This window comes from Rhodococcus sp. PSBB066 (assembly GCF_017068255.1).
GTDB classification, from domain to species: domain Bacteria; phylum Actinomycetota; class Actinomycetes; order Mycobacteriales; family Mycobacteriaceae; genus Rhodococcus; species Rhodococcus aetherivorans.
The window spans coordinates 2,100,259-2,124,781 of sequence record NZ_CP070859.1; the positions used below are offsets into that span (position 1 = coordinate 2,100,259).

General features: G+C 69.0%; 22 protein-coding genes. 10 read left to right on the forward strand and 12 right to left on the reverse strand.

Features of this window, described 5'->3' with window-relative positions; genetic code table 11:
- The first annotated feature begins 46 nt into the window (after window positions 1-46).
- The 6 genes from JYA75_RS09825 (at window position 47) to JYA75_RS09850 (ending at window position 7,045) form a co-directional block, all read left to right on the forward strand.
- Window positions 47-1,570 carry an ABC transporter substrate-binding protein gene (locus tag JYA75_RS09825; protein ID WP_185713508.1) on the forward strand — a complete coding sequence of 508 codons (1,524 nt, stop codon included), beginning with the start codon at window positions 47-49 and terminating at the stop codon, window positions 1,568-1,570.
- A gap of 61 nt (window positions 1,571-1,631) precedes the next feature.
- Window positions 1,632-3,167, forward strand: a complete 1,536-nt coding sequence (locus JYA75_RS09830) for an ABC transporter substrate-binding protein (protein WP_203329933.1) — start codon at window positions 1,632-1,634, stop codon at window positions 3,165-3,167.
- 53 nt (window positions 3,168-3,220) lie between these two features.
- On the forward strand, window positions 3,221-4,168 hold the full coding sequence (locus tag JYA75_RS09835; protein ID WP_006945898.1) for an ABC transporter permease: 948 nt from the start codon (window positions 3,221-3,223) through the stop codon (window positions 4,166-4,168).
- Entirely contained in the window at window positions 4,165-5,070 is a 906-nt protein-coding gene (locus tag JYA75_RS09840; protein WP_050035823.1) for an ABC transporter permease, read from the forward strand. The genes JYA75_RS09835 and JYA75_RS09840 overlap by 4 nt, the downstream gene beginning before the upstream one ends.
- Window positions 5,067-6,053, forward strand: coding sequence for an ABC transporter ATP-binding protein (locus tag JYA75_RS09845; protein ID WP_050035822.1), 987 nt, complete (start codon window positions 5,067-5,069; stop codon window positions 6,051-6,053). Before JYA75_RS09840 ends, JYA75_RS09845 begins: the two co-directional genes overlap by 4 nt.
- Window positions 6,050-7,045, forward strand: coding sequence for an oligopeptide/dipeptide ABC transporter ATP-binding protein (locus tag JYA75_RS09850; RefSeq protein WP_050035821.1), 996 nt, complete (start codon window positions 6,050-6,052; stop codon window positions 7,043-7,045). Before JYA75_RS09845 ends, JYA75_RS09850 begins: the two co-directional genes overlap by 4 nt.
- A 73-nt stretch (window positions 7,046-7,118) precedes the next feature.
- Here the strand turns inward: JYA75_RS09850 and JYA75_RS09855 are convergent, their stop codons facing one another.
- The 4 genes from JYA75_RS09855 to JYA75_RS09870 all read right to left on the reverse strand — a co-directional run bounded on the left by JYA75_RS09855 (window position 7,119) and on the right by JYA75_RS09870 (window position 11,533).
- Entirely contained in the window at window positions 7,119-8,948 is a 1,830-nt protein-coding gene (locus JYA75_RS09855; protein ID WP_050035820.1) for a glycoside hydrolase family 15 protein, read from the reverse strand.
- On the reverse strand, window positions 8,945-10,096 hold the full coding sequence (locus JYA75_RS09860) for a bifunctional alpha/beta hydrolase/OsmC family protein (protein ID WP_006945888.1): 1,152 nt from the start codon (window positions 10,094-10,096) through the stop codon (window positions 8,945-8,947). The genes JYA75_RS09855 and JYA75_RS09860 overlap by 4 nt, the downstream gene beginning before the upstream one ends.
- A gap of 125 nt (window positions 10,097-10,221) precedes the next feature.
- Window positions 10,222-11,052 (reverse strand): SDR family NAD(P)-dependent oxidoreductase, encoded by an 831-nt coding sequence (locus JYA75_RS09865; protein ID WP_006945887.1) that lies wholly within the window; start codon window positions 11,050-11,052, stop codon window positions 10,222-10,224.
- Window position 11,053: 1 nt separating this feature from the next.
- Complete coding sequence (locus tag JYA75_RS09870; protein WP_203329934.1) at window positions 11,054-11,533, reverse strand: nuclear transport factor 2 family protein; 480 nt, start codon at window positions 11,531-11,533, stop codon at window positions 11,054-11,056.
- A gap of 177 nt (window positions 11,534-11,710) precedes the next feature.
- On the opposite strand from JYA75_RS09870, the gene JYA75_RS09875 reads away from it, so the two are divergent.
- The 3 genes from JYA75_RS09875 to JYA75_RS09885 all read left to right on the forward strand — a co-directional run bounded on the left by JYA75_RS09875 (window position 11,711) and on the right by JYA75_RS09885 (window position 14,077).
- A complete protein-coding gene (locus tag JYA75_RS09875) occupies window positions 11,711-12,964 on the forward strand; it encodes a lipase family protein (RefSeq protein WP_239010555.1) in 1,254 nt (417 codons plus the stop codon).
- Between the two features lie 61 nt (window positions 12,965-13,025).
- Window positions 13,026-13,508, forward strand: a complete 483-nt coding sequence (locus JYA75_RS09880; RefSeq protein ID WP_006945884.1) for a nucleoside deaminase — start codon at window positions 13,026-13,028, stop codon at window positions 13,506-13,508.
- Window positions 13,509-13,660: 152 nt separating this feature from the next.
- Window positions 13,661-14,077, forward strand: coding sequence for a hypothetical protein (locus JYA75_RS09885; RefSeq protein WP_006945883.1), 417 nt, complete (start codon window positions 13,661-13,663; stop codon window positions 14,075-14,077).
- Window positions 14,078-14,245: 168 nt separating this feature from the next.
- Here the strand turns inward: JYA75_RS09885 and JYA75_RS09890 are convergent, their stop codons facing one another.
- The 3 genes from JYA75_RS09890 to JYA75_RS09900 all read right to left on the reverse strand — a co-directional run bounded on the left by JYA75_RS09890 (window position 14,246) and on the right by JYA75_RS09900 (window position 17,057).
- A complete protein-coding gene (locus JYA75_RS09890) occupies window positions 14,246-15,079 on the reverse strand; it encodes an alpha/beta hydrolase (RefSeq protein ID WP_203329935.1) in 834 nt (277 codons plus the stop codon).
- Window positions 15,076-16,197, reverse strand: coding sequence for an extradiol ring-cleavage dioxygenase (locus JYA75_RS09895; RefSeq protein WP_029545782.1), 1,122 nt, complete (start codon window positions 16,195-16,197; stop codon window positions 15,076-15,078). Before JYA75_RS09895 ends, JYA75_RS09890 begins: the two co-directional genes overlap by 4 nt.
- 92 nt (window positions 16,198-16,289) lie before the next feature.
- Complete coding sequence (locus JYA75_RS09900) at window positions 16,290-17,057, reverse strand: FCD domain-containing protein (RefSeq protein ID WP_044475980.1); 768 nt, start codon at window positions 17,055-17,057, stop codon at window positions 16,290-16,292.
- 258 nt (window positions 17,058-17,315) lie between these two features.
- Between JYA75_RS09900 and JYA75_RS09905 the strand changes: the two genes are divergently transcribed.
- On the forward strand, window positions 17,316-18,350 hold the full coding sequence (locus JYA75_RS09905; protein ID WP_006936701.1) for an amidohydrolase family protein: 1,035 nt from the start codon (window positions 17,316-17,318) through the stop codon (window positions 18,348-18,350).
- A gap of 477 nt (window positions 18,351-18,827) precedes the next feature.
- On the opposite strand, the gene JYA75_RS09910 is transcribed toward JYA75_RS09905, so the two are convergent.
- From JYA75_RS09910 to JYA75_RS09930, 5 genes are all read right to left on the reverse strand, one after another.
- A complete protein-coding gene (locus JYA75_RS09910) occupies window positions 18,828-20,606 on the reverse strand; it encodes an AMP-binding protein (protein WP_006936700.1) in 1,779 nt (592 codons plus the stop codon).
- Between the two features lie 63 nt (window positions 20,607-20,669).
- On the reverse strand, window positions 20,670-21,467 hold the full coding sequence (locus tag JYA75_RS09915; protein ID WP_006936698.1) for an SDR family NAD(P)-dependent oxidoreductase: 798 nt from the start codon (window positions 21,465-21,467) through the stop codon (window positions 20,670-20,672).
- Entirely contained in the window at window positions 21,464-22,024 is a 561-nt protein-coding gene (locus JYA75_RS09920) for an aromatic-ring-hydroxylating dioxygenase subunit beta (protein ID WP_006936696.1), read from the reverse strand. Before JYA75_RS09920 ends, JYA75_RS09915 begins: the two co-directional genes overlap by 4 nt.
- A complete protein-coding gene (locus tag JYA75_RS09925) occupies window positions 22,021-23,301 on the reverse strand; it encodes an aromatic ring-hydroxylating dioxygenase subunit alpha (protein WP_006936694.1) in 1,281 nt (426 codons plus the stop codon). Before JYA75_RS09925 ends, JYA75_RS09920 begins: the two co-directional genes overlap by 4 nt.
- Before the next feature lie 77 nt (window positions 23,302-23,378).
- Window positions 23,379-24,497, reverse strand: coding sequence for an NDMA-dependent alcohol dehydrogenase (locus JYA75_RS09930; protein WP_006936693.1), 1,119 nt, complete (start codon window positions 24,495-24,497; stop codon window positions 23,379-23,381).
- Window positions 24,498-24,523: the final 26 nt, after the last annotated feature.

Below are 24,523 nucleotides of genomic sequence, written 5' to 3' on the forward strand. Positions count from 1 at the left end.
CTCGACGACCCGAACCCCCCCGAGGAATCTGATGTTTCACAGATCGATGAAGGCCGCCCTGTCCGTGCTCGCCGTCGCCGTCGCGGTGGCCGGGTGCGGCAGTTCCGCGGCGACGGACGCCGCGCAGACCGTCGACCCGAACGCGACGTTGCGCTATGCCACCACCTACGGTGCGTCGTCGTTCGACCCGCACAAGACGAGGATCACCAGCGACTCGATCATGCTCAACCTGGTCTACGACCGGTTGGTGCACCGTGATCGGGACGCGAATCCGATTCCCGGGCTGGCCGAATCGTGGGAGTTCGCCGACGACGGGTCCACCCTGACGCTGCGCCTGCGGCAGGACGTGACGTTCTCCGACGGCACCCCGTTCGACGCCTCCGCGGTGGTGGCCAACCTCGAACGGGCGATGCAGCCCGACTCGATCACCGCCGCCATGCTCGCCGGCGTCGCCGCCGTCGAGGCCCCCGACCCGCAGACCGTGGTCCTGCGACTCGACGGCCCGGGCGGGCAACTCGTGCTCACCCTCTCCGATCTGCCCGGAATGATGGTCAACCCCAACGCGTTCGGCACCCCCGACAAGGACGCCGCCCTGGTGCTGACCCCCGCCGGCACCGGACGCTACACCGTCGCGCACGCACAGCCCGGTGCGCAGTACGAGTTCGTCGCCCGGGACGGCTACTGGGATCCGGAGGCGGTGCAGGCCCGCGCCTTCGAGTGGATCGTGATGACCGATCCGCAGACCCGGGTGAGCGCGGTGGCCTCCGGTCAGCTCGACGCCGCGATCGCCACCCCGCTGTCCGTCGACCCGGCCGAACAACAGGGCCTCGAGTCGCACGTGCAGACCACCCTCAACAACTACGTGCTCAACCTCAACCGGACCCGCAGCGAGTTCGGGAACCTCGAAGTGCGGCAGGCACTCGCCCACGCCGTCGACCGGGAGGCCGTCGTCGAGACCGCACTCGAAGGACACGGCGAGGCCGCCAGCCAGAACTTCCCCTCCGGGTACTTCGCGCACAACGCCGCCCTCGACGGCCAGTACGCGTTCGACCCCGAACGCGCGAAGGCCCTGCTCGCACAGGCCGGTGTGCCGAACGGATTCTCGTTCGTCGCCGGCGCGTCGAACCTGCCGGAGAACCAGCTCATCGCGCAGATCATGCAGGAACAGCTGGCGCGGGTGGGGATCACGATGGAGATCCGGTCGATGACGCCGACCGACCTCAATCCCGCATTCAACCGCGGCGAGCTCGACGCCATCCTCACCACCCTGACCGGTCGCGCCGAACCGTCGCTGCTGCTGACCTCGTACTACGGGCAGGACTCGCCGCAGAACCCGTCGCACGACGATATCCCCGGCTTCCGGACGGCGATGGAAGCAGCCAACCGGGCCACCGATCCCGGCGAACGTGCCGCCCTGCTCGGGGAGGTGAACGCGGTGGTGATGGATCACGCCGCGATGTTGCCCGTCGCGTTCGCCGACCTGGGTGCGATCACCTCCGGCACCGTCGTCGGCTACGAGCCGAGCCGGGTGCTCGACGAGTGGCGCGGCGTCGGGGTGGCCGCGCCGTAACATCCGTCTTCCTCCCACCCCGCGTCCCGTCTCCATCCCACGCCGAGAATCGGAGAACATCATGGTCCGTCGTACGAGACTCGCCCTGGGCGCCGCGCTGGCCGTCGCGCTCCTCGCCGGGTGCGGGTCCGCCGGCACCGCGACGTCGGACGCCGTCGATCCCCAGGCGACGCTGCGGTACGCCACCACCTACGGGGCGTCGTCCTTCGATCCGCACAAGACCCGGGTCGCGCAGGACAACATCATGCTGACCCAGGTGTACGACCGGCTGGTGCACCGCGACCGGGACGCGAACCCGATTCCGGGACTGGCCGAGTCGTGGGAGTTCTCCGACGACGGCCGCACCCTCACCTTCCACCTGCGGGAGGGACTGCAGTTCCAGGACGGCACCCCGCTGGACGCACAGGCGGTCAAGGCCAACCTCGAACGCGCCCAGGAGCCGGACTCGATCACCACGACGATGCTCGCTCCGGTCGAGGCGATCGAGACCCCCGACCCCACCACGGTGGTGCTGCGGTTGACCGGACCCGGCACACAACTCGTCCTGACCCTGTCCGATCTGCCCGGAATGATGGTCAGCCCGAATGCGTTCGGCACGCCGGAGAAGGACGCCGCCCTGGTGCTGCGACCCGTCGGCGCGGGCCGGTACATCGTCGCCGACGCCCAGCCCGGCGCGTCGTACGACTTCGTGGCCTGGGACGGCTACTGGGATCCGGAGTCGGTGACCGCCGGACGCTTCGAGTGGGAGGTCGTCACCGACCCGCAGACCCGCATCAACGCGATGGCGTCGGGCGAACTCGACATCGCGATGGCCACGCCGCTCTCGATCGACCCCGCTGCCGCACAGGGCCTGGACTCGCAGGTGCAGACCAGCCTGAACCACTACGTCCTGCACTTCAACCGCACCCGAAGCGAATTCGGCAATGTCGACGTGCGCCGGGCGCTGAGCACCGCGATCGACCGGCAGGCTCTTGTCGACTCCGCCCTCGAAGGTCACGGCGAGGCGGCCAGCCAGAACTTCCCGCAGGGCTACTTCGCCTACAACCCGGAACTGGCCGACCGCTACGCCTACGAGGAGCGGGCCGCCCGCGAGACGCTCGCGGCCGCCGGCCTGCCCGACGGGTTCACGTTCACCGCCGGGGTGATGAACCTGCCCGAGAACGAGCGGATCGCGCAGATCGTCCAGCAGCAGCTCGACGCGATCGGGGTCACCATGCAGATCCGCCTGCTCAGCCCGGCCGAGATGTCACCGGTCTTCAACCGGGGGGAGCTCGACGCCGTGCTCACCACCTTCTCCGGACGCGCCGATCCGTCGCTGCTGCTGGCCACCTACTTCGCCCCGGATTCGCCGCAGAACCCGTCGCACGACGTCACTCCCGGCTTCGCGGAGGCCCTGGCCGCCGCGAACGCCGAACCGGACCAGCAGACCCGGGGACGGCTCATCGGCGACGTCTCCGCCACGGTCGTGGACCAGGCACTGATGATCCCCCTGGCCTTCGCCGACCTCGGCGCCACCCTCACCGACCGGGTCGTCGGATACCAGCCGTACCGCGCATTGGACGAATGGGGAGGGATCGGCCTCACGGCCGCCGAATGACCGCTGCGGCAGCGCCCCGAGCGACACCTCGAGAGATGTAAAGGACCGGCAGGATGCTTCGATTGATCGGCCAACGGCTGCTCGCGGTGCTACCGCTGCTGCTGATCGCCACCGCCATCACGTTCGGCCTGATATTCCTGATCCCGGGCGATCCCGCCCATCGGATCGCCGGGGAGAGCGCGACACCGCAGCAGATCGAGGCGGTGCGCGTGGATCTCGGCCTCGACCAGCCCGTCGTCGTGCAGTATCTCGACTTCCTCGGCGGTCTGGCGCGAGGTGACCTGGGGACGAGCTTCACCTATCAGGCCCCCGTGCTCGAGATGATCGTCGACCGGCTGCCGGTGACCGTGTCGTTGACCCTCGTGTCGGTGCTGGTCGCGCTGGCAGTGGGTATTCCGGCCGGCATCATCGGCGGCAGCCGCCCCGGCAGCTGGCAGGACCGGACCACCAGCCTCGGGTCCACGCTGGGCGTCGCGACACCGAACTTCGTGCTCGGTCTCATCCTGGTGCTGGTGTTCTCCCTGCAGTTGAAGGCACTCCCCGCGACCGGGTACACACCGCTCGCAAAGGGGCTGTGGCCGTGGCTCAGCCACCTGCTGCTCCCAGCGATCGCGCTGGGACTGGCTGCCGCGGCCGAGATCGCCCGCCAGTTGCGCAGTTCCATGATCGACGTGATGCAGCAGGACTACGTCCGCACCGCCACGGCCAAGGGGCTCGGGCGACGTGCCGTCCTGTGGAAGCACGCCCTCAAGAATGCGTTCATCCCCACCGCGACGGTGCTCGGCATGCAGATCGCCTTCCTGCTCGGCGGCACGGCGGTCATCGAGTCGGTGTTCGGGCTCAAGGGACTCGGGGACTTCGCCGTGCAGGCCGTGCTGTCCGGCGACCTGCCCGCCATCCAGGGCGTGGTGATCTTCGGTGTCTTCGCGACGGTCGTGATGAGCCTGCTCGTCGACATCTCGTACGGCTACCTCAACCCCCGGACCAGGAGCGCCGCATGAGCGAAACCATCACGCCGCCGAAGACCGTCGAGGATGCGTCCCCGGTTGTCGTCGAATCCCCGCGCCGCCGGTTCCTGCGCCGGTTCCGTGGCCGCCGCGCAGCCGTCGCGGCGGCCGTGTTCCTGACGCTGATCACGGTGCTGGGTCTCGCCGCGCCGCTGATCGCGCCGCATGATCCGCTGGTGCAGGAACTGACGGCGCGCCGGCTGCCGCCGCTGAGCGAGGGCTATCTGCTCGGCACGGACAACCTCGGCCGGGACACGCTGTCGCGGTTGCTCTACGGCGCGCGGGTCGCCGTCTCGGCCGCGGCGATCTCGGTGTCGGTGGGGCTGGCGTTCGGCGTGATCCCAGCGCTGACGGCGGGGTTTCTCGGCGGCCGCTGGGACGCGCTGCTGTCCCGGATCGCCGACGCATTCCTCAGCTTCCCGCCGCTGCTGCTGGCGATGGCGATCGTCGGCGTCATGGGGCCGAATCTCACCAACGCGATGATTGCCATCGGAATCGTCTTCGGGCCCAGGTTCTTCCGCGTGGTGCGCGGCGCGGTGATCGCGGTGCGGGAGAACACCTTCGTCGAGGCGTCCCGCAGCATCGGCACCCCGACCGCGTGTATCGTGCGCAAGCACATTCTTCCGCACACCCTGTCCCCGCTGATCGTGCAGGTCAGTCTCGCCTGCGGCTTCGCCATGCTCGCCGAATCCTCGCTGAGTTTCCTCGGCCTCGGGGTCCAGCCGCCCGACCCGAGTTGGGGGCGGATGCTCGCCGAGGGACGCGAGGCCTGGAACTACACCGCCTGGCCCGTCCTGATTCCCGCCGTCGCCATCGTCCTTGCCGTGCTGGCCTGCAACACCCTCGGTGACGGCATCCGCGATTCGGTGGGCCGCGAGAACCGGAGCGAACGATGATCGAACCACTGCTGAGCGTCGACGGCCTCGGCGTCGAGTTCGCCACCGCGTCCGGCTGGACGCCGGTCCTGCAGGACGTGTCCTTCGACGTCGCGGCCGGCGAACTGGTCGGGCTGGTCGGGGAGTCGGGCTCCGGCAAGTCCGTCACGTGTTCCTCGGTGCTGCGGCTGCTGCCGCCCCGGCAGTCCCGAACGGTCGCCGGCAGCATCCGGTTCCAGGGACGGGACCTGCTGACCATGCCTGCTCGCGAACTGGAGTCCGTGCGCGGCAACGACATCGCCATGATCTTTCAGGAGCCGATGACCAGCCTGAACCCGGTGTTCACGGTCGGTGACCAGATCACCGAGGTGGTGCGCCGGCACCGCCGCATGAGCCGGAAGGACGCCACGGCCCGGGCCGTGGAGGTACTCGACCTCGTCGGAATCCCGAATGCCGCACGCCGGGTCCGGCAGTATCCGCACGAGTTCTCCGGGGGCATGAGGCAGCGGGTGATGATCGCGATGGCCCTGGCGTGCGAGCCGAAACTGCTCGTCGCCGACGAACCCACCACCGCGCTCGACGTCACCATCCAGGCACAGGTGCTCGATCTGATCCGCGAGATGGCCGGACGATTCGGCATGGGGGTGCTGTTCGTGACCCACGACCTCGGCGTGGTCGCCGACCTGTGCACGGAGGTGGTGGTGATGTATGCGGGACAGGTGATCGAACGGGCCCGCACCGAGGCGCTCTACGCGGCGCCCCGGCATCCGTACACCGAGGGCCTGCTGCGATCGGTGCCCGACATCGGCGGCCGGACGGACCTGCACACCATCCCCGGCTCACCACCGCCGCCCGGCTCGATCCCCGTCGGCTGCCGGTTCGCACCGCGCTGCGCGCACCGGGCCGACGAGTGCGCGGTCGACGTGCCGCTGCGGCCGGTCGGCGACGACCGCGTATCGCGCTGCGCGCGGGTGACCGATCTGATCCTGGAGGGAACCTCATGACTGTGGACGTCGTCGAATCGGCCGCGAGCGCACCGCTGCTCAGCGTGCGGGGCCTGCGGGTCGAGTTCCCCGTCCGGGGCCGGATGTCGCGTAAGAAGCGGACGATCCGCGCGGTGGACGAGGTCGGCTTCGACATCCGGCCCGGCGAGACCTTCGCCCTGGTCGGGGAATCCGGATCCGGAAAATCCACCACCGCCCGCGGCATCCTGCGGCTGGTCGACGTCGCCGCCGGCTCGGTGGTCCTCGACGGCGTCGACCTCACCACGCTGAACCGGTCGGAACTGCGGGATGCGCGGCGCAACATGCAGATGGTGTTCCAGGACCCGTACTCCTCGCTGGATCCGTCGCGCACGGTCGGGGACGCCATCGCCGAACCGCTCGAGGTGCACACCGACCTGGACGCCGAGGCTCGGCGTCGGAAGGTGCGCCGCCTGCTCGAACAGGTGGGGTTGCGGCCTGAGCACGCCGAGCGCTACCCCTACGAGTTCTCCGGCGGCCAGCGCCAGCGCATCGCCATCGCCCGGGCCATCGCGGTGGAGCCGAGGCTGGTGATCGCCGACGAGGCGGTGAGTGCCCTCGACGTGTCCACCCAGAACCAGGTCATCGCGCTGCTCGAGGAGTTGTCCGCCGAGCTGGGCATCGCATATCTGTTCATCGCCCACGACCTGGCCGTGGTCCGGCACATCGCCCACACCACGGCGGTGATGTACCTGGGCCGGATCGTGGAGTGGGGGCCGTCGGAACGGCTGTTCACCGAGCCCGCGCATCCGTACACGCAGGCGCTGCTGTCCGCGGTGCCCGTCCCGGACCCCGTGCGGCAACGCACCCGCGTACGGATCCGGCTCGACGGCGAGCTGCCCGACCCGGCGAATCCCCCGGCCGGATGTGCGTTCAGCTCCCGCTGCCCGCAGGTGATGCCGGTGTGCCGGGAACGCCGACCGGAGACCACCGAGGTGCCCGGCGGCGGGCAGGTGGCCTGCCACCTCGCGTGACGCGTTCGCCGGTGCGACGATCACGCGGCCGGCGAACCCCGGAACTCTCTTCCTCCACCTCGATCCAGCCGGTTCAGTGGAACGTGCCGACGTGCTCTGCCTGGTGCAGCGCCCAGGCGGCGTTGACCAGTCCGATGTGGCTGAACGCCTGGGGGAAATTGCCCAGCTGTTCCCCGGTGGCGGAGTCGATCTCCTCGGCGAGCAATCCCACGTCGTTGACGTAGCCCACCGCGCGTTCGAAGACCTCGGCACCTTCGTCGGTGCGACCGGCCAGGGCGAGGGCCTGGGCGAGCCAGAAGGTGCACAGCAGGAAGGTTCCCTCCTGGCCCTCGAGGCCGTCCACCCCCGCCGCGGTGTGGTAGCGGTGAACCAGGCCGCGGGCGTCGGTGAGCCGCTCGCGGACGGCGTCGATCGTGGACAGCACCCGCGGGTCGTCCGGGGGAAGGAAACCCACGATCGGCAGCAGCAAGGCGGTGGCGTCGAGGTTCGATGCGCCGAAGGACTGCGTGAACGAACCGAGGGCCTCGTTCCACCCCTGCGTGAGCACCGCATCTCGGATCTCCTGGGCAGCGGCCGTCCATGCCTCGACATGGCCGTCGGCGTGGAGCCAGTCGGCCAGGGCGACAGCACGGTCGAGGGCCACCCAGCACATGACCTTGGAGTGCACGAAGTGCCGCGGCTCGCCGCGGACCTCCCAGATGCCGTTGTCGGGTTGGCGCCAGCGTGCCGCGGCGGCGTCGGCGAGGCCCACCAGGAAGTTTCGAGTCGGACTGTCGAGCGAGCCGACCTGGTCACGGAGCTGGGCGGCGGCGTCGAGCAATTCGCCGTAGGTGTCGAGCTGGGGCTGGGTCCAGGCACCGTTCCCCACCCGGACGGGCTTGCTGCCACGCCAGCCGGAGAGGTGCGGAAGGGTCCGCTCCGACAGGTCGTGCTCCCCGCCGATGCCGAACATGATCTGGAGGGGGCGGTTGGTGTAGGAGCAGGCAGCGGCAGTGGCCATGAAATCGAAGAACTCGTGTGCCTCGTCCGGACAGGCAGCGACCCACAACGCCTGCATGGTCATGCTGGCGTCGCGCACCCAGGAGTAGCGATAGTCCCAGTTGCGCGCACCGCCGACCTGCTCTGGAAGCGAGGTGGTGACTGCCGCCACGATCGCGCCGGTGGGCTGGTAGCTCAAGGCCTGCAGCACCCGTCCCGAGTGGTGGACCAGGTCGCGCGCGCGGCCCTGGTAGGCCTGGTGCTGCGCCGACCAGTCCTGCCAGCCGGTCGTCGTGTCGTCGACCGCTGCCCTGACGGCGGCTCCGGGACGCACCGGCGGGACGGGTGCGCCGAGTGCCGCGTGCTGCAGCGCGAAGTACGCGCTCTCCCCGGCGTGCAGGTCGAACTGGGCCCGGGCTGCGCCGCCGCCGACCTCGAGGGGCACCGTGCTCGACAGGGTCAACCGGCTCGCCCCACCGGCGGCCGTGATCCCGCCGTCGACGGCGGTCAGTACCGGCGCGACGAGACCGTACTCCGGACGAGGCCGGAACAGCAGCTCCGCGCTGACGCTGCCGCGGGTGCAGCTGACGGTCCGGGCCAGCATGTGCGGCGCATGCTCCCCCAGGCGATGGGGGTCCTGCGCATCCCCGAGGATCAGGGCATCGCGCAGCTCGAGGGTCCCCCCGCCGGTGTGGAAGAGCGTGCGAAGAACCATGCTGCCCTCGACGTACTCGCGCCGAACCCGGAATTCGCCGGCCGGCCGGATCGACCAGTGCCCGGCGTTGTCGTCGAGGATCGCGGCGAAGATCGAGGGGCTGTCGAAGCGGGGCATACACAGCCAGTCGATCGAACCGTCGGACGACACCAGTGCGGCCGAGTGCCGATCCGAGAGCAGTGCGTAGTCGCCGATGGGCAGCGAACTCATGCCGGTGCCGGCCCGGTCGTCGCCGTCGGTGCGTCGCGGGTCTCCCGGTCGGCGGGGTCACCGGCTGCGAGGGCGGTGTCCACCACGATCTCCGAGTGCAGGGTCCGGTGCACCGGACAGCGGTCGGCGATGTCGAGCAGACGCTGCCGCTGTTGCTCGTCGAGAACACCGGCGAGGTGGATCACGCGTTCGATCTTGTCGAGCCGCCCGGTCCGGGTCTCGCAGTCCTCGCAGTCCGCGGCGTGGATCCGGCTGTGACGCAGGGAAACCGTCACGTTCTCCAGGGGCCATTGCTTGCGGTCGGCGTACATGCGCAGCGTCATCGACGTGCAGGCGCCGAGGGAGGCGAGCAGCAGGTCGTACGGCGAAGGCCCGGTGTCGTCGCCCACCGGTGTGGGCTCATCGGCGGTGATCAGGTGCCGGCCGAGGGTGATGCGCTGCCCGAACCGGGTGGCTCCGTTCCCGGTGACCTCGACGACGCCTTCGGCCGAGGCCGGCGCGGTGGGCGCCTGGGCCGCAGTGTTCTCGTCGAGGTACCTGCTCGCCCATGTCGCCAGCAGCGAGGCGGCGAACCGGGCGTCGGACTGCCGGGAGAGCAGGTGGTCGGCGCCGTCGAGGGAGAGGAAGGACTTGGGGTGGCGGGCGGCCGCGAAGATCTGTCGGGCGTTGTCGATGCCGACCGTGTCGTCGGTGGGGGAGTGCATCACCAGCAGTGCGGTTCCGGGCCGGTGGATCCGCTCGGTCCCGGCCGGGGCACCGATCGTGATCACGGCTCGCGTCTCGGGCACGTGCTCGCTCGCCGCGAGGACGGCCGTGCCGCCGCGGGAGTGGCCGATCAGGATGCTGGGAGCGGCATGGTGGGTGCGCAGGAAATCCGCCGCACGCACGAGGTCGGCGACATCGGGACCGGAGGTGGTGCCGGCACAGTCCCCGCCGGACCCACCGCGACCGGCGAAGTCGAAGCGCAGGACGGCGATGTCGTGCTCGGTGAGGACCTCCGAGATCCGCGCCGCCGCCGGTACGTCCTCGCTGGAGGGGAAGCAGTGCGCGAACAGTGCGAACGCGCGCGGCGTGCCCTCCGGCAGGTCCAGCCGGCCCGCCAGTTCCGTAGCGCCGGAGCCGGCGAAGTGGAGTCTCTCGCTGTGCATGCTGCCGCTCCCTTTCACCCTCTCGCCCGAGGCTATCTCGTCCTCGGGAAACCCGGTGAGAACCGCGGAAGATCCGCACCCGCAGGGGTGATCACGGCGTCTCGCCCGGTGCGCCGGGCCGCGGATCAGTACAGCGGGCCGCCGCCGAACGCGGCCCGATGCGAATCCGGTTGATTGCCTTCGACGTCGACGACCCCGTAGTCGAGGGCGGTCTCGGCGGTGATCAGGGTGCGCCCGCTGCGCTCGTTCACCTTCGGATCGTTCGCCAGCGCGACGATCACGCGGCCGACGAACTCCGGGGTCTCGGCGTTGGCGAGGGAGAAGCCCTCGAAGTTGTCGATGCCGCGGGCGAGCATCGCCTCGTTCTTCACCAGTCCCGGCCACAGCGACAGGGCGGTGACGCCGGTGCCGGCGAGATCGACGGCCATGTCGGCGGCCATCTTGTCGAGGCCGGCCTTCGAGATGCCGTACAGCACCGAGTGCAGGTAGCCGCGGGTGCCGAACGACGAGATGTTGACGATCATCCCGCTGCCGCGCGGCACCATCAGCTGCGCGGCATCGACGGAGGCCACGTAGTGGGCGCGCAGTCCGACGCCGACGAGACTGTCCCAATCGCTGATCGGGCGTTTCCAGAACGGCTCGGAGAAGCCCGCGAACCCGGGCGGGCTCGCCCACACGTTGTTCACCAGCAGGTCCAGCCGGCCGCCCTGCTCGTCGGCGATGCGCCGGAACAGTGCCCGGATCTGCTCGTCGTCGGTGTGGTCGCACTGCACCGCGATGCCGAGCCCGCCGCGTTCGGTGACAGTCGCGGCGGTCCGGTCCAGGGGGCTGTCGGTGCCGACCGGGCCCCGCGCGGTGACGTAGACGGTCCAGCCGTCGGAGCCGAGGGCGCATGCGATGCCCTTGCCGACGCTGCGGCTCGCGCCGGTGACGAGGGCGACCCTGCGTTCGGTCATGTCAGAACACCACTTTCACGTCGTCGGTCAGGGCCCGTTCGATGGACCAGTGGACGCGCACGTGGCACCGGGCGATCTTCCACCTGCCGTCTTCGATCGCATAGTCGTCGTCGTAGTCGAGTGCGCTCACCCGCTCCGTGCGGGCACGCAGGTCGACCTGCCGGAACCGCAGCGTCCAGGCGCCGGTGGCGGTGCCGTCGCCGGTGAGTTCGATGCTGGGGTGCATGCCGTGGTGCATGTCGAGCACGATGTACCGGTCGTCGACGCGTTCGAGGGCGATGCGGGCGTAAACGTCGACGAGAGCGTCGGCGTCGTCGAAGCTGCCGAGGGCGGGGCCGTAATAGATGTCGACGCCCGTCGCGACGAAACAGTCGCGCATGGCCTTCGGGTCCTTGGCGTCGCACGCGCGGAAGTACCGGTGCTTGAGCATCCGGATCTCCTCGAGCGCTTCGAGGCGGGCCAGTCGCTCTTCGACGGTCATCGCGTCGTCCTTCCGTCCTGCGGATACAGCGGCGAGCGGACCGTAGCGCCGGGGGGCTCCTCTCGGCATCGGTCGTCCCGGTGATCGGACCGTGGCGTCATCCTGTCATAGAACTTGTTGCAGAAATATCGGCGCAACACCTTCCGTGGCGGTACACACGTGTGCAGAATGCTCGGCATGCCGATGCGCACCGCCCGACTGCTCACCGCGGCCCTGACGATGCTGCTCATGCCCCTCGTCGCAGGTCCCGTCGCGGCCGCCGCTCCGACAGGGTCCGTGTCAGGCACGGGCGACGCCGGGTTCTACCTCCCGCCCGACCCGCTGCCCGACGGTGCGGCCGGCGACGTCCTGCGCGCCGAACCGGCCGTCGCGCCGGCGCTCGACGCCACCGCCACCCGCGTGATGTACCGCAGCGAGAACGCCACGGGCGGCCCGACCGCCGTCACCGGCACGGTGTTCGTGCCGTCGCAACCCTGGGCCGGTGACGGCCCGCGCCCGACGATCGTCCTCGGCCCGGGCACGCAGGGCATGGGCGATCAGTGCGCGCCGTCGAAGTTGACCCATCACGCCCAGGAGTACGAATACCTGCACATCGTGCCGCTGCTCGCGCGGGGCTACGCCGTCGCGATGACCGACTACGAGGGCCTCGGCACACCCGGTGTGCATCCCTACCTGAACCGCGTCTCGCAGGGGCACGCCATGCTCGACATGGCCCGTGCCGCCCTGCGGCTGACCGACCGCGGCATCGACGAGGGCACCCGCATCGGCTTCTGGGGCTACTCACAGGGCGGCATGTCGTCGGCGGCGGCCGCGGAGCTGGCGGACACCTACGCTCCCGAGCTGCCCGTCGTCGCCGCGGTCGCGGGTTCACCGCCGGCGTCGCTCGCCGATCTCGCCGTCGCCGGCGACGGCTCGCTGCTCTCCGGCGGAATCGGCTGGGTGGTCAACGGATTCGCCGCCGCCTATCCGCAGTTGCGGGAGGAACTGCTGAGTGTGTTCAATCCCGCCGGACGCGACATCCTCGCGCGCGCCGAGACGTACTGCATCTACGACGCGCCGCGCATGAATCCGTTCTTCCCGACGACCTGGTACACGGTCGACGGCCGGCCCATCGCCGACCACCTGGCCGCCGAACCGTGGGCGTCGCTGGTGCACGAGCAGCAGCTCGGCAACATCGCCCCCGCCATCCCGACGTTCGTCGCGCAGAACACGACCGACGACTTCGTCCAGGTGAGCGGCGTCGACACCATGGTCGGGAAGTGGTGCGCGGGAGGCACATCCGTCACCTATCGCCGCTACGCCATTCCACCGGTGCTGCCCGGGACCGGCGCGGGTCACGGGATCGGCCTGCTTCCGGCCGCCGTGGAAGGCCTGGATTGGATGGACCGGCGGTTCGCGGGAGCGCCCGACGAGGGCACCTGCGCGGGCTGAGGACGGTCCACCGGCCGCGGTGGCATGATGCGGTCGACGACCGCGACACCGGGAGGACCTCGTGATCGACGAATCGGGGATGACGCACCTGCGGCGGTGCGTGGAACTGGCGCGGGAGGCGCTGGACGCCGGCGACGAGCCGTTCGGCTCGGTGCTGGTGTCGGCCGACGGCACGAGCCTCGCCGAGGACCGCAACCGCGTCGCGGGCGGGGACCGGACCCGGCACCCCGAGTTCGAACTGGCCCGCTGGGCCGCCGCGCACATGGGCGAAGCCGCGCGCGCCGGCGCGACGGTGTACACGTCCGGCGAGCACTGCCCGATGTGCGCGGCCGCGCACGGTTGGGTGGGGCTGGGCCGCGTCGTGTACGTGGCGTCGTCGGCGCAACTCGTCGGCTGGCTGGAGGAGATGGGTGTGCCGCCGGCGCCCGTCCGGGCCCTGCCGATCCAGGAGGTCGCGCCCGGGGTGACTGTGGAGGGGCCGGTGCCGGAACTCGTCGACGAGGTGCGTGCCCTGCATCGTCGGTGCCACGGGCACGCGGCGTGACTGTTCCGTGACACGCCCGGTCACGGCCGGGTGACAGTCGATCGATGTTGATCACGGGTTGTGTTCGACTGCGGTGCTTTGCAGTTCCTGTACCCGTTCCTGGGCCGACCATTGAACCGGTCGGGGCTGGTCAACGGTCGAAAGGAACGCCTATGAAGGGCTCGAAGCTCGGACGCGCGGCGGTCGCCCTCGCGGCGCCGCTCGCATTGATGACGGGCCTTGCGCCCACGGCATCGGCAGTGGATCCCTACCCGTACGGCAGCTGGAGCGTGAGCGTGCGGGAGAACACGATCACGGTCAAGTTCATCTATTACCGGGCCCCCGAGGCGGACTACCCGCACTACTGCAACGCGGTGATCGACGAGATTCCCCTGGTGAAGAGCGCGAAGATTTACTACGCCGACTACGAAACCGTGAAGTTCGACAACGTGCCCGACGGTGACTACACCGTTCGTTCCGACTGCCAGGACGACGACCACGTGTACCGGAGCGTCGGTTCGATCGACGTCTCGATCCCCGGCCCGGCGCAGACCCGGTTCGTCGGCAGCCACCACTTCTCCTTCGGCTGAGTTCTGACCGCTCACCGGGGCGGGAGGTGTCATAGGCAACGGCGGCCCGACTCCACGCGAGTCGGGCCGCGGTTCCCGCTGTCCGGCGTCCCGAAGTCCCTCGCGTGGTCGCTGCCAACGGACGCAGCCGACAACGAACTCTGTGCTCCGCACAGGGGGTGACTGCGCTCAGCCCCGCAGGAAGTCCGCGACGAGTTCGTTGAACTCCGCGGCCCGCTCGATCTGCGTCCAGTGCCCGCAACGAGCGAAGACGTGCAGGTCCGCGTCCTGCAGCAGGTGCAGCATGGTCCACGAGACCTCCGGCGGCACGACCTTGTCCTCCCGTCCGTGAATCAGGAGCGAGGGCGTGCGGATCGACCGCACTTGCTCCTCAGTGATACCGAGCTCGTTGCCTTTGTGCCGGGGGTCGAGGAACATCGCGCGGTAGGAGTCGAACGTTTCCAGGCTCGCCTCGTAGCGAATGCGGACCAGCTCGTCGGTGATGATGGACGGGTTCACCGCAAAGTAGTCGAGCAGCAGTGCCCGCATGTTCTCCAGGGAGGGTTCATAGGCGCGCAGGGCCTTCAGCCCGTCGGTCACGGTCATCCCGACGCCGGGCGAGCCCATGAGGACCATTCGGGAGATCCGTTCCGGATGGCGTTCGGCGAGGTCGAGCGCCATCCGTCCGCCCAGCGAGTTGCCGACCAGCGACACCCGATCGAGCTCCAGCACGTCGAGCAGGCCGAGGATGTGGTCGCTCCAGGTGCGAAGTGAGTAGACGATGTCCCCGGGACGCGAGGTGGCCCCGTATCCCACGGTGTCCGGTGCGATCACTCGGAAGTGCTCGGCAAGCCCGGGAATGGTGTGTTGCCAGTTCGCCCAGCCCGACACTCCGGGGCCGGATCCATGAAGCAGCACAACGGGATCGCCGCTGCCGGCCTCGAGGTAGAACGTGTCGATCGGTCCGGCGGTGACACCGGGCACGGCGACTCGGCGTCCCTGGGCGATGTCGGTGGTGGTCATCGTGGTTCCTGTCCCGCCCGGCCACCGGCACCGCCGGCGTAGGCTTCGTCGGGCTTGCCGGAGAACACGGCGAAGCACTTGTTGGAGTTGAATACGTCGGTGGTGACGAGTGTCGACCAGGTCAGTGGCAGCCCGAGTTCGTGCATCGCGCCCAGCAGGCAGTACCAGTTGAGCATCTCGTGTTGGCCGGACTCGACGATCTCGGTGCCGCTCACCGCACGCCAGGTGTCGACGTCCCCGTGCACGAAAGCGTCGTAGAGCCGCTCGTCGACCGGGGTGTCCGGACGGAGATGCCAGAGCTTGTCGGTGAGGAAGGCATGCGACCAGCTCGACGAGGCCACCAGGGCGACCCGCTTGTCGGTCGCGGCGAACGCGCGCGCTACGGCGGCGCCGAGGTCGAAGCAACGGTTCGGGGTCGGGCCGACCGGGTCGAGCTGTTCGTCGGCGATGTCGGCGAATCGAGCGAGGCCGCCCTTGCGGGCAATCGCATGCTGGCCATAGCAATTGACGGTGATCGGCACGATCGGATAGGGAAGCTTCGATCCCGCGTTCTCGTAGTCGAGAAAGATCTGTGTGTTGAGGATGGCGTGCGGGAAATGGGCCTCGGCGCGCTTGCGATACGAGTATGCCATGTCGAAGCCGTTCTCGATCAAGGCATTTGCCAGGCTCCGCGCGGCCTGCGGGTCGCCGTGCAGGGTGATCGTGAAGTCGTCGGGTAGTCCCCAGGCATTGGGGCTGCCGCGCTCGTTCATCACCTCGAACGCCGGGACCTCGAGGTCGTCGTAGGCCAGCACGCAGAACGGCGGCACGACCTCTTCGCGGAAGTTCTCGTACTGGTCGTCACCCCATACCACCACGAGGTCCGGTTCGAACTCGTCGAGTGCGGCCCTGCACCGGGCGAGGTGGTCGACCAGCTCGGCCCGATGCGCGGCTGCGGCGGCCGTGCCGCCGTCGTCGTCCCATTCGCGGCGCATCCGGGCCGGCCAGTTCGCCGGATCCTTCAGGTCTTCCGGGATGTCCGGGTCGGTCAGGGTCCACCGCAGTAGCCCTGCCATGTGCTCGTCGGTGCCGGCGAGCAAGGGATAGTGAGTGATCCCCAACCCGAGGAATTCTGCCATGACTCCTCCTCATGCATTCGGCATCGCTGCCGAGACAAACCTTACGGAATCATGTATGCATAATTCAAGGGATGGAGCACAATTGTCGGCAACTATTCCGGCGCGACCGGCGAACGAGTGGGATCCACCGCCCGCACCAGGTCCTGACGGTGCAGTCCCAGGCACTTGTCCAGCGCCTCGCGGTCACCGTCGCGGATGGCGGCCACGATCTCGACGTGCACGGCGATGCTGTGCCGGTACATCTCCTCGTGGTCGGGCAGCAGTTCGACGCGCGTGGCCGCACCGCCGATGATCGCGGCGATCGCCTCGTACATGCCCGCCAGCACGGGGATCCGGGCGGCTCGCGCGATCGCCAGATGCAGCCTCAGGTTTGCATCCAGGAAGTCGCGCGGCGTACTCGCCGACCGCATCGACTCCAGTGCCCATTCCATGTCGCGGATGTCCGTCGGGCCCGCCCGCTCTACGGCAACCCTGGTCAGGACGTCCTCCAAGTGCATGCGGGCCTCGAACAGATCCAGTGGATCCGTTCCTGTTCCGGAGAACCACAGGTCGAGCGCTCCGAGCCGGACCTGCGGCGGCCGGCTCGCAACGAACACCCCGCCGCCGGGCCCGGGCTTGACCACCACGAGCCCGCGGTCGCGCAAGATCCTCAACGCCTCGTTGATCACGGTCGGGCTGACCCTGAAACGCTCCATGAGGTCCGTACGTCGGCCGAGGGAGGTCCCCACCGGGGTGTGCGCGGCGAGCAGCTCGTTCTCCACTTCGACGGCGACCTGTTGTGCCCGCGAGAGCGACCGCTGGGCCTGCTTCTTTCCGGGGCCGTCCGCTGTCCGCGAGTGAGTCCTAGTCGATGACGTCATCAGGTTCGACCTCTTCCCAGGGCTGTGAACTGCGTATATGCCGGAGACGCCGGCGCAGGGCCGTAGTCCGACTTCAATCGTATCTGCAGGATTGGCGAGATTCGCGCGCTGTGAGCCCCCGGGTGTGGGGTGTAGCGGGAGTGCCGGCGCGGGAAGGTGGACCAACGTAATCATCTTGAATCCTGTAGTCATGATTTGTTACGGTTTCGATCACCCCGTCGGAACATCGACCCCGCGGGCGTCGTCGAGGGAGCCAGCATGAGCACGCACGTGAACGGCAACGCCAGATCTCCGCTTCCTCTCGGGGCGATCGACGTCCACACCCACGCGATCGGCACCCGGCTTCCGGACTTGTCCGGCCGACCGGGACGCTGGCCGTCCATCGAACTCCTCGATCCCCGACGTGCCCAGCTCCTGCTCGGCGGTCGCCCCTACCGCGAGATCGACCACCGGTGCTGGTCCGCCCAGCGCCGACTCGTCGACATGGACGCCGAGGGGATTGCAGCACAGGTCGTCTCGCCCATTCCTGTCACGTTGTGTCACGACCAGCCCGCCGACGGTGCACGGATCCTGGCGGCGGCGCAGAACGATGCCCTCGCCGCACTGGTCGCCGAGGCACCGGGGCGGCTGTACGCCCTCGGCGCCGTTCCCTTGCAGGACCCCGACGCCGCGGTCGCCGAGCTCTCCCGCTGCATCGACGAACTGGGTTTCCTCGGTGTCGAAATCGGTACTCGCGTCGGCACGCGAGAGCTGGCCGACCCCGCATTCGACGAGTTCTTCGCTGCTGCGGCCGAGCGCTCGGCACTGGTGCTGGTGCACCCGGTGGACACGACGCTGGACCCGCGGCTGTCGATGTTGGGCCTGGAGTTCGGACTGGGGATGCCCATGGAGACAACGACCGCCGCGGCGGCGCTGCTCACGGGGCGGACCCGCACTCCGGGCGTGCGCCTGTGCCTGGCCCACGGCGGCGGCGCCCTACCTGCGATCTTGTCCCGGCTCGACCGAGGCGCCGTTCTTTCCGGCACGCCCGGACCGGCGCCGAGCGAGCGGGCCCGGGACCTGTGGTGCGATTCCCTCACCTACGACGCGGCGGCACTCGGCCAGGCTGTCGCCCGATTCGGCGGCGAGCACGTCCTGCTGGGCACCGACTACCCCTTCGCTGCACGCGAGACACCGCCCGGAGCCGTCCTCGGCGCCTGCTCCGACGAGCTCGCGGCCGCGATCCGCCGCGACAACGCCGCCGAGCTCATTGCCACGGTTCGCCCGCTCACCGGACCGGCAAACGCCCGCTGACGACGAACTCCCACTGACCCGTAACCAGCGGGCAGGAGCGGCGGCAGTGGGGGGCGGAGCTGAAGGACCGTGGAGCGGCCGTCGACGAGCGTCCGTGGCCGAGGTGGCTGTTCCACCGGGGCACTCAGGTGCAGGGGCCGGGTGTGGTGCGAGTCGGGGTTGCCGTGCCGCTGTCAGGTCTGGCAGAACCTGCACGCCACCGCGACCACTCCCGGTACCGACCCTCGTTTCATCCGGATATCCGGGTGCAGAGCGGCCACACTCCATCCCAGCACCGAGGAAAGCTCCGTCTCGGCGAGGCCGGCACTACGTACTGCTGTCCGGCGATCCATCCCCTGTCTCGCGTAGGCATACCTGTGCTCGTTCGCAACCACGCACCATCACAATGTGCTTCGGTCCCGGCGCCTGCGACGGAACCAGGACTCGCTCAGGGATGTTCGTGTACCCCGGGGCAGGTGCAGCCCCGGGGTACACGACTCAGGGCCGTAATTCGGGGAACTGGTCGTCGCGCCATTCACCGGCACCGGCGACGCCGGATTCTTCGCGGCCACGCAGTTCCACGCGGCGGATCTTGCCGGAGATGGTCTTCGGCAGGTCGGCGAACTCCAGGCGGCGTACGCGCTGGTACGGCGCGAGGTTCTCGCGGGCGTGCCGCAGGATGGCCAGTGCCGTCGCCCGCGTCGGCTCGTGACCCGGCGCTAGGCTGACATAGGCCTTGGGCACGGCCAGCCGGACTTCGTCGGGGGCCGGCACGACCGCGGCCTCGGCGACCGCCGGATGCTCGATCAGCACGCTTTCCAGCTCGAACGGCGAGATCTTGTAGTCACTGGCCTTGAACACGTCGTCCGTGCGCCCGACGTAGAAGATGTAGCCGTCCGCGTCCCGGGAAGCGACGTCGCCGGTGTGGTAGAAGCCTCCTGCCATCGCCTCGGCGTTGCGTTCGGGATCGCCCAGGTAGCCGGTCATCAGGCTTATCGGCCGCGCTGTCAGATCGACGCAGAGCTCGCCCTCTCCGACACCGTCGACCCGCGCGCCGGTCACCGGATCGACCAGCACGACCGGAACACCGGGCAACGGCAGACCCATCGATCCGGGCTTGACCGGCATGCCGGGTACGTTCCCGACAGCCAATGGCAGCTCGGTCTGGCCGAACCCGTCGCGGACCGTCAATCCCCATTGCCGCCGCACTTGATCCATGACTTCGGGGTTCAGCGGTTCTCCCGCGGAAAGCAGCTCACGCAGCTGCGCGGGGCCGCCGGAGAGGTCGGCGTTGATCAGCATTCGCCACACCGTCGGTGGGGCACAGAACGTGGTCACGCCGGCCCGGCGGATCTGTTCGAGCAACGTGGCGGCATCGAAGCGGGAATAGTTGTAGACGAAGATCGTCGCTTCGGCGATCCACGGGGCGAAGAAGCAACTCCAGGCGTGCTTCGCCCAGCCCGGCGAGCTGATGTTCAGGTGTACGTCCCCGGGTGCGGCTCCGACCCAGAACGAGGTTGCGAGGTGCCCGAGGGGGTAGGACACCTGCGTGTGCTCGACGAGTTTGGGCCGGCTCGTGGTGCCGGAGGTGAAGTACAGCAGCTGGGGGTCGTGCGGAGCGGTGCCGGGGTGCGTTGCACGGGGAACGTCCAGCGCGTATGCGTCGGCGAAGCTCACCCAGCCGGCAGGTGCCTCATGCGCGTCGCCGACCACGAAACGCGTGTACTTGCCCTCGATCTCGTCGAACTTGGTGGTGTCGGCGATGTTGGCGATGACGTGCCGGGCACCGCCCCGGTCGATGCGATCGGCCAGATCCACCGGGCCGAGCGCGGTGGTCGTGGGCATGATGACCGCACCGAGCTTCATGACCGCGAGCATGGCCTCCCAGAGTTCGACCTGGTTGTTCAGCATGAGGACGACTCTGTCTGCCCGGGCCACTCCGTGGGCGGCCAGATGGGCGGCGACCTGATCGGACCGGCGTGCGAGTTCGTCGAAGGTGTACTTCGCCTCGGCGCCGTTCTCTTCCACGATCCACAGGGCCACCCGGTCGTTGCCCCGTGCGATCGCATCGAACCAGTCCACGGCCCAGTTGAACCGCTCCCCGAGATCCGGCCAGGTGAACTCGTCGACCGCCTTGCGGTAGTCGCGGCCGAGATCCTGGAGCAGATCGCGTGCCGACCGGTAGAGCTCGGTTGCCCGGCCGTGGGTCGAAAGTTGTTCAGGATCAGATGTACCCGAGACACGGGATGTGTCGTCGACGTGGGATACGCCGGTCATGGCTCACCTTTCCGGGTCTGCACCCTGGATGTGGGATCGGTCGGTCTGTGGCGCGGCGACGTGTCAGCCCATGCTGCTGCCGCCGTTCACACTGATCACCTGTCCGGTAACGAAGCCGGATTCCGGGCGAAGGAGATAGGCGACGGCCCCGGCGACTTCGTCGGGAACAGCGGGGCGGCCCATCGGAATGAGTCGCACCGCGTCCTCGACGACCGGCCGTAGAACGTCGGGGAGGCGGTCTCCTTCGATCGCGGCGGCCAGCTCCGCGGTCAGGGTGTAGGCCGGCGCCACGGTGTTCACGGTGATGCCTGCGGGTGCGAACTCGCGCGCCAATCCGACGGCGAACGCGTGCACCCCGCCTTTGGCGGCGTTGTAGACCGCGTGGGCGGTGAGGCCGTTGCGCACGGACTCGGCGCCGATGTTGACGATGCGTCCTCCGCCGTTGTCGACGAGATGGGGGAGCAACGCCATGCTGGCCCGCAGCGTGGTCCACAGGTTGTTGTCGATGGTCGACTTCAGCGTCTGCTCGGTATGCTGGAGCGTCGGCGCGATGACGCCCCCGCCGGCGTTGTTGACGAGTCCGTACACCGGGCCGAACGCGTCCGTTGCCGCGGTGAGCATCGAGTCCGCGGCGCCCGGGAGCGCCAGATCACCGACGAATCCCGCGGGCTCGGGAACGCCGGGGGGTGCGCTCAGCGCCCCGAGCCCGCGATGGAGTTCGTCCTCGTCACGGGCAGCGACGAGCAACGACGCGCCGTCGGCGAGCAACCTGCGGGTGATCGCGAGACCGATGCCGGTCGCTCCTCCCGTGACGATCACGGTGCGGCCCCGCAACGGTGCCCCGTCCAGTTCGGCGTTCACAGGATGATCGCGACGTCGGACACCTGGCGCAGGCTTCCCATGCGCAGCACGCACCGCTTCGACGCGATCCGCAGGTGCCCGTCGACGACGCGCAGTCGATAGTGGTAGCGGCCGGCGTAGGTGTAGGAGCGTTCGCCGCGGAAGCGCCAGACGACGAACTCGGCGACCACCGGAAGCTCGGCCGCACCGTCGGTGCCGTCGACGACCGGGCGCAGCCGCACGTTGGACACCTGGTGGCTGGTGGCCGAGTGCGGGTATTCCCGGTGTGCCCGGCGGGAATTGAGTCGCTCCACGCGGCAGGACAGACGCAGGTGGTCGTCGTCGACGAGCACCAGGTCCCGGGCCGGGTCGGCGTCGGGGGTGTCGTTGCAGGGCACGACGTAGCGGCAGTCGTCGGTGTAGAGGGTGATCCAGGTGTCGAGGTCCCAGTCGTCGAGCAGTTCGGCCTCGAGGTAGAGCAGGTCCTCGACTCGGCTGCGGGTGACCTGACGAAGGTCGTCGACCTGCGGGGACGGCGCCGGCGCGGCCTTCGGAGTCTCGGGTGCGGTGGTGGTCATCGGGCCTCTCCGATCATCTGCTCGTTCCAGCGTCGCCAGAAGGCACGCATCTGCTCTTCGTCGTTGGCCTCGGGCGTGCGCGCCATGCCGCGTGAGATGTCGTTCCACTCCACTCCGCCGCTGTGGAAGCCTTGCTGGCAGGACTCGAGGGCTTCGATGTCGTCCGGGGTGGCGAAGCCACCGGGGCCCAGGAAGGTGAGGAAGCTGTCGAGACGGCGCTGCCGCAGCTGGGGTTGCTCCTGACTCGGAGCGAGCTCCCAGGCGGTGATCTCCATCCGGTCCGCGGAGACAGGCATGAACGTGCGTACGGTAACTGCCATGATGTCGTTGATCACCAGGTTCGGGTAGATCAACAGGTTGCGGTTGACGTCGGCCATGCGCGAGGCGCGCTCTTCGCCGTGCTTGGCCACGAGTTCGGCGCGCAGCCGGCCGATCTCCTCGCGCGCGCCCTCACCGAACAGTGGCTCCCACTTCGCCACCGGTCGGCCCCACGGTGCGGTGTATTCGAGTACCGCGTGCCCGTTGCCCAGGGCCTTCGCCGTGCCCTGGACCCCACCCGCGAGGTCGGTGCCCAGCGCTACCAGGTACTTGAAGTAGGTGTCGTGGGTGCTGACCGCGTGGTAGCCGTCGATGCTGTTCTCCGCCAGGAGTTTCCAGTTGGCATTGATCGCGTACTCGTTGGTTCCGGAGATGATTTCCGCGTCCTCGACCGCGTCGACGACGAGGTCGAGGTACTCCGTGGCGCCCGCCAGGTAGTCGACCAGGGGCACGATGTCGGGATCGTAGGAGAGGAAGACGAAGCCGCGGTAGCTGTCGACCTTGGCGGCGGGCCGGAGCCCGAGTTTGCCGAAGTCGAGGTCGTCGCCGTACGCCTGGCGGTCCGGGATGCCCACCAGTTCGCCGTCGGTGTTGAACGACCAGGCATGGTAGAAGCACGAGAAGATCTTCGCGTTGCCACGTTCGGCGCGGCAGACCATTGCGCCGCGGTGGGTGCAGGTGTTGTGGAAGACGTTCACCTGCCCCGATCGTCCGCGGACCATGAAAACCTGGCGTCCGCCGACGGGGCGGCGCACGTAGTCGCCCTTCTTGCGGATTTCCGACTCGTGGCCGACGTAGAGCCAGCTGTGCGCGAAGACCCGCTCGAGTTCCATCGCATGGACCTCCGGTGAGGTCATGGTGGAGCGGTGGACACGGAAGCTGTGTGCTTCACGATCGTCCTCGACGAACGGTCCGTGGGGTGTCGGTAGTTGGGTCGTCGGGTCGTCTGTGACGGTCATCGGTGCCTCTCTGGGATTGGGCCGAGGTTGGTGCGGGAGGGGATCCGAGGGGCCGGATCGGTGCAGTCGGGCGGTCGCTAGAACCGGATGACACCGCGGATGTTGGTGCCGGCACGCATGTCGTCGTATCCCTGGTTGATGTCGTCGAGGGCGTACTCGGTGGTGATCAACTCGTCGAGCTTCAGGTAGCCGGCCTGGTAGAGGTCGAGCAGCTTGGGGATGTCTGCGCGCGGGCTCGACGAGCCGAACAGCGAACCCTTGATCTTCTTCTCGTAGAGGATCAATTCGAGGATCGGTACCGGGATGCCGACGGCGGCGGCGTTGCCGAGCGCGGTGACGACGACCGTGCCCTGCTTGCGAATACCGGCGAATGCCTGCGCGATGTGGTCGCCGGTGATGACGCCGACGGTGACGATCGCGACGTCGGCGCCCTGGCCGTTGGTGAAGCTCTTCGCGATCTCGATGGCCTCCTCGACGGTGGCGACCGCGTGCGTGGCACCCAGAGAGAGCGCCGTGTCCCGCTTGAAGGCGACGGGGTCGACCACGATCACCCGTGCCGCACCGGCATGCACGGCACCCTGGACGGCGTTCGCGCCGATGCCGCCGACACCGAGGATCAGCACGGTGTCGCCGGGTTGCACCTTGCCGGTGTTGACCGCCGAGCCCCAGCCGGTCCCGACTGCGCAGCCGAGCAGGCACGCCTTTTCCAGCGGGGTGTCCGCCGGGACTTTGATGGCGGAGTCGACGGCGACCGTCGTGTATTCGGAGAAGGTGGAGATGCCGAGTGCCTGGGCGACGGGGGTGCCGTCCTCGAGCTGCAGTCGGAAGCTCGTCGGGTCGTCCCAGCGCGAGCCGACCAGGACGTTGGCGCCGAGGTCGCAGAGGTTCTGGTGCCCGGTGGAGCACCAGCGGCATTTTCCGCAGGCCGGCAGGAACGAGAAGATGACCTTGTCTCCCGGTTCGAAGCCGGAGGTGTTCGGGCCGACCGACTCGACGATGCCGGCGCCCTCGTGTCCACCGCAGACCGGGTAGACGGCGACGGGGAGGTCACCGGTGGCCATGTGGTCGTCGGAGTGGCACAGCCCTGAGGCGACCATCCTGACTCGGATCTCGTTCTGTCGGGGTTCGTCGACGACGAGGTCGACGATTTCGAACTTGCCAGGGGCTTGGCGGAGAACGGCGCCGCGGCTTTTCATGAGGACTCCTCGGGTGTGGGTCGGTG

Coding starts and splice junctions, on each gene's coding strand:
- JYA75_RS09875 (WP_239010555.1), top strand. CDS start 11,711: ATGCCGATGCGCACCGCCCGACTGCTCACCGCGGCCCTGACGATGCTG.
- JYA75_RS09895 (WP_029545782.1), bottom strand. CDS start 16,197: ATGGCAGAATTCCTCGGGTTGGGGATCACTCACTATCCCTTGCTCGCC.
- JYA75_RS09840 (WP_050035823.1), top strand. CDS start 4,165: ATGAGCGAAACCATCACGCCGCCGAAGACCGTCGAGGATGCGTCCCCG.
- JYA75_RS09900 (WP_044475980.1), bottom strand. CDS start 17,057: ATGACGTCATCGACTAGGACTCACTCGCGGACAGCGGACGGCCCCGGA.
- JYA75_RS09855 (WP_050035820.1), bottom strand. CDS start 8,948: ATGAGTTCGCTGCCCATCGGCGACTACGCACTGCTCTCGGATCGGCAC.
- JYA75_RS09860 (WP_006945888.1), bottom strand. CDS start 10,096: ATGCACAGCGAGAGACTCCACTTCGCCGGCTCCGGCGCTACGGAACTG.
- JYA75_RS09885 (WP_006945883.1), top strand. CDS start 13,661: ATGAAGGGCTCGAAGCTCGGACGCGCGGCGGTCGCCCTCGCGGCGCCG.
- JYA75_RS09865 (WP_006945887.1), bottom strand. CDS start 11,052: ATGACCGAACGCAGGGTCGCCCTCGTCACCGGCGCGAGCCGCAGCGTC.
- JYA75_RS09890 (WP_203329935.1), bottom strand. CDS start 15,079: ATGACCACCACCGACATCGCCCAGGGACGCCGAGTCGCCGTGCCCGGT.
- JYA75_RS09905 (WP_006936701.1), top strand. CDS start 17,316: ATGAGCACGCACGTGAACGGCAACGCCAGATCTCCGCTTCCTCTCGGG.
- JYA75_RS09925 (WP_006936694.1), bottom strand. CDS start 23,301: ATGACCGTCACAGACGACCCGACGACCCAACTACCGACACCCCACGGA.
- JYA75_RS09845 (WP_050035822.1), top strand. CDS start 5,067: ATGATCGAACCACTGCTGAGCGTCGACGGCCTCGGCGTCGAGTTCGCC.
- JYA75_RS09825 (WP_185713508.1), top strand. CDS start 47: ATGAAGGCCGCCCTGTCCGTGCTCGCCGTCGCCGTCGCGGTGGCCGGG.
- JYA75_RS09920 (WP_006936696.1), bottom strand. CDS start 22,024: ATGACCACCACCGCACCCGAGACTCCGAAGGCCGCGCCGGCGCCGTCC.
- JYA75_RS09870 (WP_203329934.1), bottom strand. CDS start 11,533: ATGACCGTCGAAGAGCGACTGGCCCGCCTCGAAGCGCTCGAGGAGATC.
- JYA75_RS09835 (WP_006945898.1), top strand. CDS start 3,221: ATGCTTCGATTGATCGGCCAACGGCTGCTCGCGGTGCTACCGCTGCTG.
- JYA75_RS09830 (WP_203329933.1), top strand. CDS start 1,632: ATGGTCCGTCGTACGAGACTCGCCCTGGGCGCCGCGCTGGCCGTCGCG.
- JYA75_RS09850 (WP_050035821.1), top strand. CDS start 6,050: ATGACTGTGGACGTCGTCGAATCGGCCGCGAGCGCACCGCTGCTCAGC.
- JYA75_RS09910 (WP_006936700.1), bottom strand. CDS start 20,606: ATGACCGGCGTATCCCACGTCGACGACACATCCCGTGTCTCGGGTACA.
- JYA75_RS09930 (WP_006936693.1), bottom strand. CDS start 24,497: ATGAAAAGCCGCGGCGCCGTTCTCCGCCAAGCCCCTGGCAAGTTCGAA.